At 31.1% G+C, this 15,558-nt stretch carries 15 protein-coding genes and 1 tRNA gene; 9 read left to right on the top strand and 7 right to left on the bottom strand.

The genetic code is table 11. From position 1 onward, the window contains the following. Positions 1 to 100: 100 nt before the first annotated feature. The 4 genes from LX78_RS08270 to LX78_RS08255 all read left to right on the top strand — a co-directional run bounded on the left by LX78_RS08270 (position 101) and on the right by LX78_RS08255 (position 3,091). A complete protein-coding gene (locus tag LX78_RS08270) occupies positions 101 to 637 on the top strand; it encodes a 3-hydroxyanthranilate 3,4-dioxygenase (protein ID WP_109682187.1) in 537 nt (178 codons plus the stop codon). 86 nt (positions 638 to 723) lie between these two features. Then, the gene (locus LX78_RS08265; RefSeq protein ID WP_109682298.1) at positions 724 to 1,809 is read left to right on the top strand and encodes an amidohydrolase family protein; all 1,086 of its coding nucleotides are present in this window, start codon (positions 724 to 726) and stop codon (positions 1,807 to 1,809) included. A 122-nt stretch (positions 1,810 to 1,931) separates the two neighbouring features. Then, positions 1,932 to 2,576 (top strand): O-methyltransferase, encoded by a 645-nt coding sequence (locus tag LX78_RS08260; protein WP_109682186.1) that lies wholly within the window; start codon positions 1,932 to 1,934, stop codon positions 2,574 to 2,576. 38 nt (positions 2,577 to 2,614) lie between these two features. Next, the gene (locus LX78_RS08255) at positions 2,615 to 3,091 is read left to right on the top strand and encodes a hypothetical protein (RefSeq protein ID WP_109682185.1); all 477 of its coding nucleotides are present in this window, start codon (positions 2,615 to 2,617) and stop codon (positions 3,089 to 3,091) included. A 151-nt stretch (positions 3,092 to 3,242) separates the two neighbouring features. On the opposite strand, the gene LX78_RS08250 is transcribed toward LX78_RS08255, so the two are convergent. The 6 genes from LX78_RS08250 to LX78_RS08225 form a co-directional block, all read right to left on the bottom strand. Beyond that, positions 3,243 to 5,507: an ATP-binding response regulator gene (locus LX78_RS08250; protein WP_109682184.1), complete on the bottom strand. Its 2,265-nt coding sequence runs from the start codon at positions 5,505 to 5,507 to the stop codon at positions 3,243 to 3,245. A 141-nt stretch (positions 5,508 to 5,648) separates the two neighbouring features. After that, on the bottom strand, positions 5,649 to 5,933 hold the full coding sequence (locus LX78_RS08245; protein WP_408068259.1) for a Sec-independent protein translocase subunit TatA/TatB: 285 nt from the start codon (positions 5,931 to 5,933) through the stop codon (positions 5,649 to 5,651). 88 nt (positions 5,934 to 6,021) lie between these two features. Beyond that, positions 6,022 to 8,328: a M1 family metallopeptidase gene (locus LX78_RS08240; RefSeq protein ID WP_109682182.1), complete on the bottom strand. Its 2,307-nt coding sequence runs from the start codon at positions 8,326 to 8,328 to the stop codon at positions 6,022 to 6,024. 65 nt (positions 8,329 to 8,393) lie between these two features. Further along, positions 8,394 to 8,897, bottom strand: coding sequence for a DUF6702 family protein (locus tag LX78_RS08235; protein ID WP_109682181.1), 504 nt, complete (start codon positions 8,895 to 8,897; stop codon positions 8,394 to 8,396). Between the two features lie 68 nt (positions 8,898 to 8,965). Then, on the bottom strand, positions 8,966 to 9,721 hold the full coding sequence (locus tag LX78_RS08230) for a hypothetical protein (RefSeq protein ID WP_245881501.1): 756 nt from the start codon (positions 9,719 to 9,721) through the stop codon (positions 8,966 to 8,968). Positions 9,722 to 9,843: 122 nt separating this feature from the next. Then, entirely contained in the window at positions 9,844 to 10,617 is a 774-nt protein-coding gene (locus LX78_RS08225) for a carboxypeptidase-like regulatory domain-containing protein (protein WP_170109824.1), read from the bottom strand. 125 nt (positions 10,618 to 10,742) lie between these two features. Between LX78_RS08225 and pepE the strand changes: the two genes are divergently transcribed. Next, positions 10,743 to 11,450: a dipeptidase PepE gene (gene pepE / locus LX78_RS08220; protein WP_109682179.1), complete on the top strand. Its 708-nt coding sequence runs from the start codon at positions 10,743 to 10,745 to the stop codon at positions 11,448 to 11,450. A gap of 147 nt (positions 11,451 to 11,597) precedes the next feature. Here pepE and LX78_RS08215 read toward each other — a convergent pair. Further along, positions 11,598 to 11,670 (bottom strand) — tRNA-Gly (locus LX78_RS08215). Positions 11,671 to 11,734: 64 nt separating this feature from the next. On the opposite strand from LX78_RS08215, the gene LX78_RS15020 reads away from it, so the two are divergent. The 4 genes from LX78_RS15020 to LX78_RS08195 all read left to right on the top strand — a co-directional run bounded on the left by LX78_RS15020 (position 11,735) and on the right by LX78_RS08195 (position 15,557). Continuing rightward, positions 11,735 to 12,673 carry a GNAT family N-acetyltransferase gene (locus LX78_RS15020; RefSeq protein WP_109682178.1) on the top strand — a complete coding sequence of 313 codons (939 nt, stop codon included), beginning with the start codon at positions 11,735 to 11,737 and terminating at the stop codon, positions 12,671 to 12,673. A 47-nt stretch (positions 12,674 to 12,720) separates the two neighbouring features. Then, positions 12,721 to 13,485, top strand: a complete 765-nt coding sequence (locus LX78_RS08205) for a M48 family metalloprotease (RefSeq protein WP_109682177.1) — start codon at positions 12,721 to 12,723, stop codon at positions 13,483 to 13,485. A 102-nt stretch (positions 13,486 to 13,587) separates the two neighbouring features. Next, complete coding sequence (gene gpmI, locus LX78_RS08200; RefSeq protein ID WP_109682176.1) at positions 13,588 to 15,105, top strand: 2,3-bisphosphoglycerate-independent phosphoglycerate mutase; 1,518 nt, start codon at positions 13,588 to 13,590, stop codon at positions 15,103 to 15,105. A gap of 38 nt (positions 15,106 to 15,143) precedes the next feature. Further along, positions 15,144 to 15,557: a BT0820 family HAD-type phosphatase gene (locus LX78_RS08195; RefSeq protein WP_109682175.1), complete on the top strand. Its 414-nt coding sequence runs from the start codon at positions 15,144 to 15,146 to the stop codon at positions 15,555 to 15,557. Position 15,558: the final 1 nt, after the last annotated feature.

Below are 15,558 nucleotides of genomic sequence, written 5' to 3'. Positions count from 1 at the left end.
TCATTAAGAGGAACAAAATGACGTGGTAATCTCATTAAAAGATACAGATTGCCACAGCAAATAAAAATTTGCTTCGCAATGACATCATAAAAATAGAATCATGAGCAAACTAGTAACTCCTTTAAATTTCAAAGCTTGGATTGAAGAAAATAGACACCTTTTAAAACCACCTGTTGGCAATAAAGTTGTTTGGAAAGATGGCGATTTTATCGTGATGGTTGTTGGTGGACCGAATAGTAGAAAAGATTATCATTACAACGAAACTCCTGAGTTTTTCTATCAGATTGAAGGTGATATGGTTTTAAAAGTAATTGATGAAGGCAAACCCAAAGACATTCACATTAAAGAAGGTGACATCTTTATATTACCTCCAAAAGTACCACACTCTCCGCAACGTGGAGCCAATACTGTTGGACTAGTTATAGAATATCCTAGAGATAAAGGTGTTCAAGATGCTTTGTTATGGTTTTGTGAAAATTGCACTACCAAATTATATGAAGAAGATTTTACACTAGACAATATTGAAACTGATATGCCTGGAATTTTCGACAAATATTATGGCGATAAAAATAAGCGAACTTGTCCAAATTGTGGCGAAGTCATGCAACCTCCAAAAAAAGTACAAATAGAAGAATAAAAATTGTCGTCATTACGAGGAAGTATGACGAAGTAATCTCTTTATAAAAAGATTGCCACGCCAAAAGGCTCGCAATGACAGTAAATATGGAAAAACGTAAATTAAGAATAAACGGTCACTCTCACCTACTTCCTTATCCTGAGGAAATACCTCAGTTTATGAAAGACAAAGGGATTTTTTGGGTGGATAAAGACAGGAAATTCATGCTTCAAAAAGATTGGAATCGTCCAATAACTGATTCTAGTTTCTTTTTAGATGAAAAATTAGCTTGGATGGAACGCTTTAAGATTGATCATGCTGTGGTTTTGAATCTATCTCAATTATATGGAAACGGTTTGCGTGTGGAAGAAATGAAACAAGCCTTGCGTTTTCAAAACGATTTTAATGCTAAAATCCAACGTGAAAATCCAAGTAAATTTACCTGTGGTTTTGTAGTACATCCTGGATTTGTTCGAGGAGCATGTTGGGAAATTGAGCGTTGCGTTGAAGAATTAGGTATGCAATTACTTTGTTTACCAACACATTATATGGATACCATTGGGACTTGGCGTTGTATTTTTGATGAAGAAAACGAGCCTATTTTTGAATTGGCAAATAAGTATAATCTGGCAGTAGAAATCCATCCATACGATGGCGAAAAATTCATTAAGTTAGAAAATACCTCTTGGCGTTTTCATTTAATTTGGATGCTAGCGCAATGTGCAGATGCCTACCATTTCTTAACTTTAAATGGCTATCAAGATAAATTCCCTAATATGAGAACCTGCTTTGCTCATGGAGGACAGTTGGCTCAAATTAATTTAGGACGTCGTATCCAAGGATTTGATGGAAGACCAGATTTATTTGAAGGAAAGAGTCATCCAAGAAAAGCTGTTGGACATAAAAACATCTTTTTCGACACCTTAGTTCATGATACAGGAGGCTTACAATTATTGATTAAAAATCAAGGTTCTAAACAAGTTCTTATGGGATTAGATGATCCGTATCCTTTAGGTGAAATGGAAAGTGAAAAGCAATCTTCTTATCCTGGAAAAATATTAGATTTAGCCGTAGAACGCAACATAATTAACGAAACTGAACGTGATGCTATTTGGGAAGACAACGTGATTCAGTGGTTGTGTGGTGATGATAATGAAGCTAAACAAAAATTAGTAAACAGAATTTTAGGGTAACATGTCTCCTCGAGCATTACTGAGTGCAAAATATATTTTGAGCGAAAGTAGCTTGTGAAACAAGTCGAGAGGTTTTAATAGGATCTCGACTGCGCTCGACCAGACACTATATAATAAACACCATGCACTTTTTACCAGAAAAAATAAACGAATACGTAGTTTCTCATTCTGAAGATGAACCAGAATTATTACAGCAGCTAACTCGTGAAACTTACCAAAAAATCTTACAACCTCGTATGTTAAGTGGTCATTATCAAGGTCGCGTATTGAGTATGATTTCCAAATTGATTAACCCAAAATGTATTCTAGAAATTGGAACGTATACAGGCTATTCGGCTCTTTGTTTAGCAGAAGGCATGCAACCTAATGGTGAACTACACACTATTGATGTTAATGAAGAATTGGTAGATTTTCAACGTAAATATTTTGACAAATCTGAATATGGGAAACAAATTCACCAGCATTTAGGAAACGCCTTAGAAATTATACCAGATTTAAATAAAACCTTCGATTTAGTTTTTATTGATGCTGACAAAGAAAACTACTCTAATTATTTCAATTTAATTATTGAACGATTAAAAAGAGGTGGAATTATTTTATCTGATAACGTTTTATGGAGTGGTAAAGTTCTGGACACTACTTTCAAAAAAGAGGACACATCTACACCTGCACTTATTGAATACAATTCTCTTTTAAAAACCGATAGTAGAATAGAAACGGTTATGTTGCCAATTAGAGATGGGTTGACCATTAGTAGGAAGAAATAAGTTGAATTAATAATAAATCACCCAAATATTACCATAAAATGAAAAAATATTTAATGCTTTTACTTTTAGTGATTTGTTTTTTAAGTTTCAATAAACCAGAAAGTCAAACTGATGAAAAACTCTCTGAAACTCAATTACAGTTTATAATAGAAAACTATCATTGGAATTCTGAAGACTTAATCATTGTAAATTTTAAACAACCTCGAAGCAGTTGTCATTACGACAATTATAAGAATTTGAAGCAATCTTCCGAATGGTGGACTGAATATTATTCTAAAATGGAATTAGTAAATGTGCGAAACATTTTTGTTTATTCTGAAAGTAAAAAAGCAACAGAAATTATTGATTCACAAAATCATTTTTCAGATATAAGTAACTTTTTCCTTGACAATTTCTTTAATAAAGAACAATCTTGCTATGGTATTCTAGTTATTAATAAGAAAGGTGAGTTTCAGAAAAAAAATGGAGAATATACTCAAGAAGACATTGTCAAGTATATAAATATTTTAAATTAAAAACTAATAGTTGTTGTTAGGATAACACTTGACTTAAAAAAATAGACGGCCTTCGTTCCTGTCTGCCGAGAGGCAGGTACACTATTTATAAATCATTAAAACAGATTTATATATGTACGTAAACGAAACTATAAATCAGAAAATCGTATTCTTAAGACACCTTTACAAGTGGTGATTTTTCGTCAATCTTATTTTTGCTTTTTTGAATATTAGATAATATGGTTTGGTAAAAACGTGAATTATCAAATGGTTTCGTTATAATATCATTATAGCCTATAGCTTGATATTCTTTTTTAACTTCTTCTATATCTGCTGCTGTTAATGCAATAATTGGTATCAGACTATTGGTCTTTCTTATTTCTTTTGTGGCTTCATTTCCGTTTAATATTGGCATATTAATATCCATTAATATCAGGTCATAATCTTTCAGTTTTAAGGCATTAACAGCCTCTAAACCATTTTTAGCTATATCGCATTGAAAGTTTCCTTTTTCTAAAATATTTCGGGTTACTATTTGATTAATTTTATTGTCTTCTGCTACTAAAATTTTATAATTCCCATTTAATGGAACTGTCTTCGTTTCATTTAATTTATTAGAGTAATCATTATCAACTTCAAAAGATACTTGAAATCCAAATGTTGAACCTTTTCCAACTTCACTTTCTAATTCTATTTGACTTCCAAATAATTCTATTAAATTTTTAGTAATTGGCAATCCAAGTCCAGTACCTTTATAATTCACATTATTGTTTTCATCCAATTGCAAAAAATTCTCAAAAATGCTTTCATGCATTTCTTTAGGAATTCCTGGTCCATTATCTTTTACAGAAAAGTGTAGGCTTACTTTGTCTTGGTCAATTTTTAAAGCTTTAACCGTAACAGTTGTTACTTCATTTTCAGTAAATTTTATACTATTCCCAATTAAATTTATTAATACTTGAGAAAGTCTCACATTGTCACATTTAATATACTTTGGAATGCTTTTATCAATATCTACCTTTATTCTATTGTTAGTCTCTTGCAACTTATATTCAAATGAATCTGTAATATTGTCTATTAACTCTCTTATATTGATTGTAACATTTTTTAATTCAATTTTTTGAGATTCAATTTTACCAATCTGTAAGATATCATTAATTAGATTCATGAGGTAATCACCTGAGTATTTTAATGATTTCAAATATTTACTATCTCTCTCACTTAAATCGTTTCGTTTTAATAATAAAGAGGTTAAACCAACAACACCATATAGAGGTGTTCTTAATTCATGCGTAACATTTGAAATGAATTTTGATTTTAATTGAGACGACTTTTCAGCTTGATCTTTGGCGTATTCTAATTGTTTATTCTGTGCTTCTAAAACCTGACTTAACTTTCTCTTTGAAAGGTAATTTCTATATAACATTAATAATGATATAGCTAGCACAAAGATAGTTACAATTATTGCGATATTAATTTTTTTAATTTTTTGTGTTATCTGTTCTTGAGCTATTTTTTCCTTATTTGCACGTTCGGCTATTTGTTTATAGTCGGCTAAATAAAATTTAGATTTTGCAATATTTTCTTGTTTGACTTTTTCTTCATTAATAAACTGTTCTCTGTAAAAATTATGCTTGATTAAAAAATTATAAGCCATTTCAGTATTATCCAATTTGGAATTAGATAATGATAAATCGCGATATATTTCACTAATTAAGAGGTTACTATTTAAATCCTTTATTTGTTGGTCTTTAAGAAATGTAATGGCTAATTCAAATTTATCATTTGCCTTGTTAAAAAAATTCTTTCGGTTAAAATAACGTCCATATGCATAATTAAATTTGGCATATGTGTAGGCATCGAATGGTAATTTGTTCAAGTTATTTTCTGCTCTCAGTAAATTTATTAAAGCTAAATCAAGATTGTTTCTTTGCATATAAACAGAACTCATTTCCATTTTGATGTCAAACAATATGCTATTTTGCTTGTCATGATTATCCTGATCCCTTACGTTTGATTTTTGCCCATATTCTAGTGCCTTTTCTAAATAAGGTATAACGTCTTCATCCTGATTTATTTCTTCATATAATTGTGCTAAACTTAAGTATGAATTAGCTATTAAAAAATTATCATCTATTTTAAGTGAGTACACTAACATCTTATTATAACACAACTTAGCATCATCATATTCATGCATATAATTATAAATCCTTCCTAAATTGTAGGTGGCAACTGCATGACCATAATTATCTTTTATAGAATCTGATAATTTTATAGCTTCATTAAATTTATTAAAGGCTTTGGTAATGTCATTATGGTTATAATGAACTAATCCTTGCGAATTTATTTGATCAATTTTATTAATAATCTCTCTTTCACTTTGAGAAAAAGACAGAGTAATAATAAAGAAGAAACTGATTAGTAGGTAACTTTTCATCTCTTTAATGGTTAATTTGGGTACTACAATATTTGATAATTTGATTAATCTTTCTAAAAAATGGGATGAAAAGAACTGTTTTTCGTTTATTGGATGAAATAAGCAATAAAAACAGTTAAAATGCAGTATATAAAGTAGATGTTATAGTTTTCTTCTTACAGAACCCGTAAAATCTTCTAAGTCGTCTTTTACTTTATTAAGTTCGTCTTGAACATCTTTAGTGATGCTGGTATCAATGCCATTTTTTTCGGCACTCTTTGTGATTTCCGTTTTAATGTCGTTTGAAGCATCTTTAAGCATACGTATGCCTTTTCCTAAACCTTTGGCTATTTCAGGAATTTTGTCTGCACCAAAAATCATGACTACTATAAATAGTATAAACATGATTTCTGTAGTACCTATAAATAAAAAAATGCTTGCTTGTATCACACTGCAAATATAGTGAGTTGATTCTTGAGAATAAAAAAAGCCGACTCATTTTTATGGTCGGCTTTTAAATATTTAACGTTTAACATTAATCTTTTACTTCGTCTTTAAACTTATCGAAGTCACTTTGTTTAACTTCTTTTGGCCAAGAGTTGTTAGATGTATCTACATCTGCTGTTTCTAGATTAGGATCGACTGTAATTTTTACAATTTCCTTATCTGATGCAACGGCTTTACTAACCTCTTTATCGTTCAGTCTCCAAATTTGTGCAGGATATTTTTCAGTTTTAGAAGTTCCATCAGCATAGGTATATTCAACTATAATTGGCATTACCAATCCTCCTGGTTTCTCGAACGTCACGTTATAAAAGTACTTAGGCTCTTTCATAGTTTTACGTTCTTCTTCACTAAAATTATCCATAACATACTCTTTAAGAGGAGTTGAGTTTTCTAATAGCGTACCGTTTTTCATTTCTTCTTTAAACTCTTCGCTTCCTTCTTCAACCATATATACTAAAGGTGGTAAATCTGACAATTCCATACCATAACGTTTAGCCATCATTTTAGCGTATTCGTTAGGCTCTGAAGACACGTAATATTTCTTTACTTCTTTTACGCCCATATCCACATAATCTGTAGTATAGAACCAACCTCTCCAAAACCAATCTAAATCGAATGCTGATGCATCTTCCATGGTTCTAAAGAAATCTTCTGGTGTTGGGTGTTTAAACATCCAACGATTTGAGTATTCTTTAAAAGCATAATCAAACAACTCTCGACCCATAACTGTTTCACGTAAAATATTAAGTGCAGTTCCTGGTTTTCCGTAAGCGTTGTTTCCAAACTGGTAGGTATTTAAACCCTTGGTCATAATTGGTGCAATAAAATCTTGATCTCCTCCCATATAAGGAACTATGTTTGCTGCTGGACCACGACTTGAAGGATATTTATCGTGTCCTGGAGATAATGCAGCTGGATACCATTCGCCAAAATCTTGTTCAGCTACGTATTGTACAAAAGTGTTTAATCCTTCGTCCATCCATGTCCATTGACGCTCGTCACTATTTACAATCATCGGAAAATAATTGTGTCCAACTTCGTGGATAATAACACTTATCATTCCGTATTTAGTTCTATCACTATAGTTTCCGTTTTCATCTGGACGACCATAGTTAAAGCAAATCATTGGGTATTCCATTCCTTGATTTTTAGCATGTACCGAAATGGCTTTATGATAAGGATAATCGAAGGTCATTCGTGAATATGATTTTAAAGTACTGGCTACTGCATACGTTGACCATTCTTCCCAAAGTGGGTTTCCTTCTTTAGGATACATAGAAACAGCCATAACATCTTTGTCTCCAATCTTAACAGCCATCATGTCCCAAATATATTTTCTTGAAGTTGCAAAACCGAAATCACGTACGTTTTCAGCTTGAAATTTCCAAGTCTTTGTACCTGTTGCACGACTTTTTTCAGCCTCTTCTGCTTCTGCTTGTGTTACAATTAGCACAGGCTTATCATAAGATTTCTTTGCTTCTTCATAGCGTTTCATCATGTCTTTTGAAAAAACTTCCTTACGGTTTACCAATCTTCCAGTAGCATCTAAAATGTGATCTGAAGGCACAGTAATATTTACTTCGTAATTACCAAATGGTAAAGCAAACTCATCACGTCCCCAGAATTGAGAATTTTGCCAGCCCTCTACATCATTATAGACAGCCATTCTTGGAAAGAATTGTGCAATAATATAATTTCTATTTCCATCTTTTGGAAAGAATTCATAACCAGAACGTCCACCCATATTAACATAGTCGTTAATATTATACCACCATTTAATTGAAAAAGAGACTTTCTCTCCTTTCAATAAAGCTTTAGGCAATTCAACACGCATCATCGTGTTGTTTATCAAATGTGGCAAATCTTTTCCATTAATATCTTTAACAGCTTCAATTTTAAAACCACCATCAAAACCATCTGTCATATAAGAAGATGCAAATCTACCTGCTTGTTGTGCTTGAGCTACTCCTCCACCTTCAATTAAAGGTGTTTCAGAGTCTTTTGCACGCATGTTTTGGTCTAATTGTACCCAAAGGTAATTTAATGGATCTGGAGAATTGTTTGTATAAGTAATAGTTTCGTATCCAGATAATTTTGCGTTATCATCATCTATAACAATATCCATTTTATAATCTGCTTGTTGCTGATAATAAGCTGGTCCTGGAGCTCCAGAAGCTGTTCTAAACATGTTTGGGGTTGAAAATTCGTCATATAACTGCTTAAACTTGTTGTTGTTAGTATGACCTGGTTTGCGCTCTGGCTGCTCCTGTTCTTGAGCAAAAGTGTTTGCTGAAATAAACAAAACAGATAGAAAAAGATACTTTAGTGTTTTCATCATTAAAATTTAGATTCAAAAAATTGAAGGGGAAATTAACGATATTTTTTTAGGTTTAATTCGCTTTATTTAAAGTTTAACAAACCTTTATCATTTTCTTTAATAAGAATAAAGCTTTTATTTTTGGAATTAATATTGGTTCGTATAATATTCTGTTGTTCAGCATAAAGATCAAAAAGCACTAGATTTTGAATTTCGAAAGAATTAATTTCTTTTACTCCTTCAATTTCTAAATAACATATAACAATATCGTTATCAAATTCTTTCCCTAAATAATTATATGCTTTTTCTTCTCCATTAATTTTAATAGCTAACTTTCCTTTTAAATATCTCTCAATATAAAAATTGACATCTGGAGCTTCGTTTTCCTTTTTAATTATCAAATCTTCATTGTAGCGAAGTTGAAGGACATCTTCTAGGTCTTCAATAAAAATTCTTGAAGTTATTTGTACTGCTTTTTTTTCTTTTACAAATTCTATTTGAGTAACACTAACATAATATTTATGAAGAGTTGTGAATGCAAATAGTGGCAATACAAGAATGAGAATTGATTTTTTAAAAATCTTCATATATTTATTTTATTATTACAAAACTACATAAATGAATGTTCAAAAAGTGTTCCATAGATTGCAAATAATTATTTTTTAAGATTGGACTTATATTGTTCAAGCTTTTCTTTTAGAAATTCTAAAATTTCGAGATCGCTTTTTCCTTTACATCTAACTATAAAATATTCGTCTTCCGAACAAAAATAAAAGAAATCGGTTCTAACATTTTCTGGAAGTGTCTCGTCTGAAAATAAAAGTGGTTCTAATTTAATTCGAATGTCATACAATAAGTCATCTTTTCGCTCTAATTTTATTTGATTTTTCAACTGTTTTGTTCTTCCTGTTATGGCATTTATAATTGGAAATAATGGAATAAAACCTCCTCCAGTTGTAGCTTCGTTTAGTTTTCTTTCGCTTTGTGTTTTCAATTTTCCTTGATAACTTGGAATACCTAGCTTTTTAGCAGTTATTGGTTCGCCTTCAATTCGTGAAGCATCTATTAACAAGTCTCCAGTTAACATTCTGCCTACAACAACTTCATCTAATGCATAAGTGAGCTCTTCTAAGTGAACCTCTAGTTCTTTATCTATTATTATACTTGCATCAACTACTACTTCTTTTAGTTTATGTTGAATGGAAGTAAACTGTAAGGTGTCGTTTAACTTTACAGAGATTTTAAAATTCCCAAAAGCATTAGTTGTTGTAAATACTTGTGCTGTTTTATTGATAACATGAATATTTTCAACATCTAACATGGTTGTAACTTTTCCGGTAATTTCAACAGTTTGCGAAAAAGCAGTTTGTAAATACACGGCAAAGAGCAAGAAGAAGAATAAATGTTTCAATTGGTTAATTTTCACCTGATAAAGAAACCATTTCAAATCTTAAAATAAATACAAAAGCGATTAAACTTATGTTAAAAACTAAAAACCCTAATCAAAGTAGCCAATAATAAAAATCAGAGTTGTTAATTTTTTTTAGTCTCAGTTTCTAAAAATAATTTGCTTTGGTTTACTAAATATTCTATCAACTCGATATCTTTTCCATTCTCGTAAAGTGAAGTATCTTTATTATTTGCTTCTGCAAAAGCAATAAACGCCTCTACTTCTTCTTCAGGGATATTAAAACTTGAACTTATAAAATCTTTTGTGTAGGTATCTCTTAAGGCATCATAATTAGAATTGTCGAAGCCTGTATTCACTATAGTTGTTTTATTAGAAGCAAATAATGGTTTAATTAACCAATTGGTGATTTTAACAAAATCTACACCATTATAAAACTTCCCTTGATTTAAAATTGTGTTTTCTACTTTTTGGTAATAAATTTCTGCCTCTGGATTATCTTCTATGTCAATTTCTCTAAAATAAAAATTTTCAAACCTAGGGTTATGTATTTTAATTTTGTTTAAATCTAAAGCTAAATCTCCTGTTAAGCTAAAAGGTAAGATAACTACCTCATCAAGGGTTGTTAAGCGTTCGTTTAAAAATACTGTTAATTGTTTTGAAGCCATAATTTCTTTTGTTACAACCAAATAAACAGTCTCAAATTGCAAGGCAGATATCTCTAATTTATCATTTAATGCAACTAACAATAAAAACTCACCATTCATATCTGTTACAGCTATTCTATTGGATGTTTTATTACTTACTGTAAGTCCTTCTACATCGTTAGTATCTACAATAACTTTTCCAGAAATTTCAATTCTTTCTTCATTTTGTGCCATGCTAAAAGAAAGAAACATAAAAAAGACGATTAAGGGCAAAACATTTTTCATAGTATTTATTTTTTGATGATTAATTAAATACAAAATCGATTAAACTTTTGTTAAATCCTGTATTTACTTAAATTTACGACAAATTAATGTAAATGAAAAACTTAATTATAGCAAGTACATCAACTATTCATGGAAGTGATTATTTAGAATACCTATTAGATGAATTATCTGTGTTTTTTAAACTTGTTGATTATATACTTTTTATTCCATATGCAAGACCAAGTGGTATATCTCATGATGATTATACTAATAAGGTGCAGGAAGCTTTTCTAAAAATTAACAAAACAGTAAAAGGAATTCATGAATTTGAAAATCCTGTTGAAGCCGTTACTCAAGCAAAAGCTATTTTTATAGGTGGAGGAAATACTTTTGTGTTGTTGAATCAGCTATATAAAAACCAATTAATAGAACCCTTAAAAAAAGCTGTGCAGAATGGGACTCCATATTTAGGCACAAGTGCTGGAAGTAATATTTGTGGTCTTACTATAAACACGACAAACGACATGCCTATAATCTATCCTCCAAGTTTTAAAGCTTTAGGCTTAGTTCCATTCAACATCAATCCACATTATCTCGATCCCATTCCAAATAACAAGCACATGGGAGAGACTAGAGAAACTAGAATTAAAGAGTTTCATGAGTTTAACACACAACCAGTTATAGGACTTAGAGAAGGTAGTTGGTTAATAGTTAAAGATGATTCTATTATATTAAAAGGTAGATTATCTGCTAGAATTTTTGAGTATAACAAAACTCCATTTGAAGTTGAAACAGAAACAGAATTAAATACTTTAAAATAAAAAAAGCCTCATCAATTAGACAAGGCTTTAGAGCGAGAGACCGGGTTTACTTCGACTTAGCTCAGCATAAACTTCTCACCCTAGCTTTTAGAATATTAACTAAAATGATGAAATAAAAAAAGCCTTATCAATTAGACAAGGCTTTAGAGCGAGAGACCGGGTTCGAACCGGCGACATTCAGCTTGGAAGGCTGACGCTCTACCAACTGAGCTACTCTCGCATTTCCTCTGCAAATATAAACAAGAATTCAATCTAATAAAAGAAAAAAATTATAAGTTTATATTATGAATATTATCTTTAAAACTAACCGTCTCTATTTGAGGGAATTTAACATACAAGACGCCATACATTTATATAAAATGAATAACGATCCTGATGTTATTAAATATACTGGAGACTTAGCTTTCAATTCTCTAGAAGATGCAGAAAAATTATTATTAGATTATGATTACAAAGCATTTAACATGGGAAGATGGGCTGTATGTCTTAAGGAGAATGATACTTTTTTAGGTTGGTGTGGCTTAAAATATCATCCAAATGAAAAACTTGTAGAAGTTGGTTATCGTTTTTATAAAACACATTGGAATAAAGGTTATGCAACCGAAAGTGCTAAAGCATCCATAACTTATGGTTTTGAAACTCTAAAATTGAGAGAAATATATGCACATGCTCATATAGATAACCTACCTTCTCATAGTGTTATCGAGAAATGTGGTTTGCATTTTATTAATGAAGCCATTTACGATGGTATGCCTGCGAAACTTTATAAAATTGAAAGTCCCTTTTATAGTATTAAACACATTTCAGCTCATGAAACTTATATTGTAAGACAGCCTGTTTTAAGAGAAGGCAGACCCATTGAAGATTGTGTTTTTGAAGGAGACAATTTTGAAGACACCTTTCATCTTGGCTTATTTTTTAAATCTCAACTTGTTGGAGTTGCTTCTTATATGAATAATAAATCAAAACTGTTCTCTGAGGAGAATCAATATCAACTTCGTGGCATGGCCATTTTAAAAGAATTTCAACATAAAGGTTTAGGTAAACTACTAGTGATTGAAGGTGAAAAAATATTACTTCAAAAGAAAGCTGAAAGACTTTGGTTTAATGCTAGAGAAATAGCAATATCTTTTTATAAAAACAATAATTATCATATTCATGGAAACGCATTCAACATTCCACAAGTCGGAATTCATTATATTATGAGCAAAAAATTAATCTAAGAAGTATTGCATAACTTTTGTAAATTTAAAACTTAATTCAATGCAGCATGAGAACTAAAAATTTCAAAGTCAGACTATTAATAGGATTAGCCATCGTAGCTTTTGCCTATTTAAGAAAATGTAGTCAGCAAGAAGAAAACCCATATACAGGGCGAACACAAACCATTACACTGTCGCCTGAACAAGAAATTGCTATTGGATTACAAAGTGCACCACAAATGGCACAACAACATGGAGGTTTATATGCCAATGCTAATTACCAAGATTTTGTAGATAAAGTTGGTAATAAACTGGTTAATACTAGTGTTGCTAAACAAACACCATATCAATATGAATTTCATTTACTTGCAGATGAAAAAACCATTAATGCTTTTGCACTTCCAGGTGGACAAGTTTTTATAACCTATGCGCTATTTTCACAGTTAGAAAATGAAGATCAATTAGCTGGAGTATTAGGTCATGAAATTGGGCATGTATTAGGAAAACATTCTAATGAAAGGATTAGTGAAGCTAATTTTTGGAAAACAATTGCGCTTGGTGCAGATGTTGGAGCAGATTTAGGAAGTTTCGCCAGTAATATTGGAAATAACACATTATTGACTAATGGTCGTGAAGACGAATTAGAAAGTGATGATCTTGGTGTTAAATTTATGATAGACGCTGGATATAATCCTGAAGAGATGATTGGAGTCATGGAAATTTTAAAAACTGCTGCTGGTCCAAATAGAGTACCAGAATTTAAGAGCACACATCCAGATCCAGAAAATAGAATTGAGCACATAAAAGAAGCTATTGAGAAATATGAAAAATAAATTCTCTTAATTTTTTTTACAAAGAAATTTATCACTTTTTCAAGTCTTATTAAACTAAAAGAATTCTAAACTTTTATCTTTGGTGAATAAAGCCAAATTAATATGAATAAAAAAGTCATTTTAATGATTCTTGATGGTTGGGGGAAATCTCCAGACCCAAAAGTTTCAGCTATAGATCATGCTAATACGTCTTTCATAGATTCACTCTACACCAAATATCCTAATGCCAGTTTACGAACGGATGGTTTACATGTTGGACTACCTGAAGGACAAATGGGAAACAGCGAAGTTGGCCATATGAATCTTGGTGCTGGACGTATTGTTTATCAAGACTTAGTTAAAATTAATCTGGCTGTAAAAAATAATACCTTAGCACAAGAACAAACATTAAATAAAGCTTTTGAGTATGCTAAAATAAATAACAAACCCATTCATTTTTTAGGTTTAGTTAGCGATGGTGGCGTGCATTCGCATATCAATCACTTAAAAGGATTAATTTCTGCTGCTGAGACTTTAGGTGTTCAAGAATCATACATTCATGCATTTACAGATGGTCGTGATGTCGATCCAAAATCGGGTTATGGTTTTATTACTGAACTGGAAACATATATTGAAAACAAATCAACAAAATTAGCATCAATTACTGGACGTTATTATGCCATGGATAGAGATAAACGCTGGGAGCGTATAAAATTAGCTTACAATGCTCTAGTAAATGGTATTGGTGAACATTCTAGAAATGCTCTAAAATCTATTAAGAATAGTTATAACGAAAATATTACAGACGAGTTTATCGAACCTATTATTATGGTAGATAAAAACGATGAACCTATCGCTAAAATAAAAGAAGGAGATGTCGTAATATTTTTTAATTTCAGAACAGATCGAGGTAGACAACTTACTGAAGCATTGACACAAAAAGATTATCATGAACAGAATATGCACAAATTAAATTTGTATTATGTAACCATGACTAATTACGATGAAACTTTTAAAAACATCCACGTAGTTTATAAGAAAGACAACCTAACAGATACTTTAGGTGAAGTCCTTGAAAAAAATAACAAAAAACAAATCAGGATAGCAGAAACTGAGAAATATCCACATGTTACCTTTTTCTTTTCAGGTGGAAGAGAAACTGTTTTTAAAGGTGAAACTCGTATTTTACGTCATTCACCGAAAGTGGCTACTTACGATTTAAAACCAGAAATGAGTGCTTTTGAGTTAACAGATGCTTTAATCCCTGAACTTAAAAAAGGGGAAGTAGATTTTGTGTGTTTAAATTTTGCAAATGGCGATATGGTTGGACATACAGGAGTTATGGAAGCTGCCATTAAAGCTTGTGAAGCTGTCGATACTTGTGTAGAAAAGGTAATTAATACTGCTCTTGAAAATAATTATACAACCATACTTATTGCAGATCATGGTAATTGTGAAACTATGATAAATCCCGATGGAACTCCTAATACAGCTCATACCACAAATCCAGTTCCAATAATTTTAATCGACAAAGATTTGAAAGCAATAAAAGATGGTGTTTTGGGAGATATTGCTCCAACAATTCTAAAACTTATGGGAATTGAACAGCCTGAAAAAATGACACAACATTCATTAATATAGAATTATAAATTACGTATTTTAGCGATCTAATTTAAATTATGAATTTTATCGACAAACTTATTCTAGCTATAGATTTCGATGGAACAATCGTTGATGATGCTTATCCAAAAATAGGTAAGCCTAAACTTTTTGCTTTCGAGACACTTAAGCGTTTACAAAAAGATGGCCATCGTTTAATTTTATGGACTTACCGAAGTGATATAAGATTACAAGAAGCTGTTGATTTTTGTAAAGAAAACGGTTTGGAATTTTATGCTGTAAACAAAAGTTTTCCAGAAGAACAATTCGATTATTCCAAAAGTAGAAAAATTCATGCCGATTTATTTATAGACGACAGAAACATAGGAGGTTTTATTGGTTGGGGAGAAGTGTACCAAAGGCTCTCTAACCCTAAATACAATCCACTTCAACAAGAAAAGAAGAAAGGCTTCTTCTCGTTTTTTAGAAAATAAA

Origin of the sequence: Xanthomarina spongicola, assembly GCF_003148645.1 — a bacterium.
GTDB classification, from domain to species: Bacteria; Bacteroidota; Bacteroidia; order Flavobacteriales; family Flavobacteriaceae; genus Xanthomarina; species Xanthomarina spongicola.
The sequence above is the reverse complement of the archived record's forward strand: the minus strand, read 5'-3'. Positions and strand labels throughout refer to the sequence as shown.

Bases quoted from the DNA above. Each gene is read 5' to 3' on its own strand.
- LX78_RS08270 (WP_109682187.1), top strand. From the start codon at position 101: ATGAGCAAACTAGTAACTCCTTTAAATTTCAAAGCTTGGATTGAAGAA.
- LX78_RS08265 (WP_109682298.1), top strand. From the start codon at position 724: ATGGAAAAACGTAAATTAAGAATAAACGGTCACTCTCACCTACTTCCT.
- LX78_RS08260 (WP_109682186.1), top strand. From the start codon at position 1,932: ATGCACTTTTTACCAGAAAAAATAAACGAATACGTAGTTTCTCATTCT.
- LX78_RS08255 (WP_109682185.1), top strand. From the start codon at position 2,615: ATGAAAAAATATTTAATGCTTTTACTTTTAGTGATTTGTTTTTTAAGT.
- LX78_RS08250 (WP_109682184.1), bottom strand. From the start codon at position 5,507: ATGAAAAGTTACCTACTAATCAGTTTCTTCTTTATTATTACTCTGTCT.
- LX78_RS08240 (WP_109682182.1), bottom strand. From the start codon at position 8,328: ATGAAAACACTAAAGTATCTTTTTCTATCTGTTTTGTTTATTTCAGCA.
- LX78_RS08235 (WP_109682181.1), bottom strand. From the start codon at position 8,897: ATGAAGATTTTTAAAAAATCAATTCTCATTCTTGTATTGCCACTATTT.
- LX78_RS08225 (WP_170109824.1), bottom strand. From the start codon at position 10,617: ATGTTTCTTTCTTTTAGCATGGCACAAAATGAAGAAAGAATTGAAATT.
- pepE (WP_109682179.1), top strand. From the start codon at position 10,743: ATGAAAAACTTAATTATAGCAAGTACATCAACTATTCATGGAAGTGAT.
- LX78_RS15020 (WP_109682178.1), top strand. From the start codon at position 11,735: ATGAATATTATCTTTAAAACTAACCGTCTCTATTTGAGGGAATTTAAC.
- LX78_RS08205 (WP_109682177.1), top strand. From the start codon at position 12,721: ATGAGAACTAAAAATTTCAAAGTCAGACTATTAATAGGATTAGCCATC.
- gpmI (WP_109682176.1), top strand. From the start codon at position 13,588: ATGAATAAAAAAGTCATTTTAATGATTCTTGATGGTTGGGGGAAATCT.
- LX78_RS08195 (WP_109682175.1), top strand. From the start codon at position 15,144: ATGAATTTTATCGACAAACTTATTCTAGCTATAGATTTCGATGGAACA.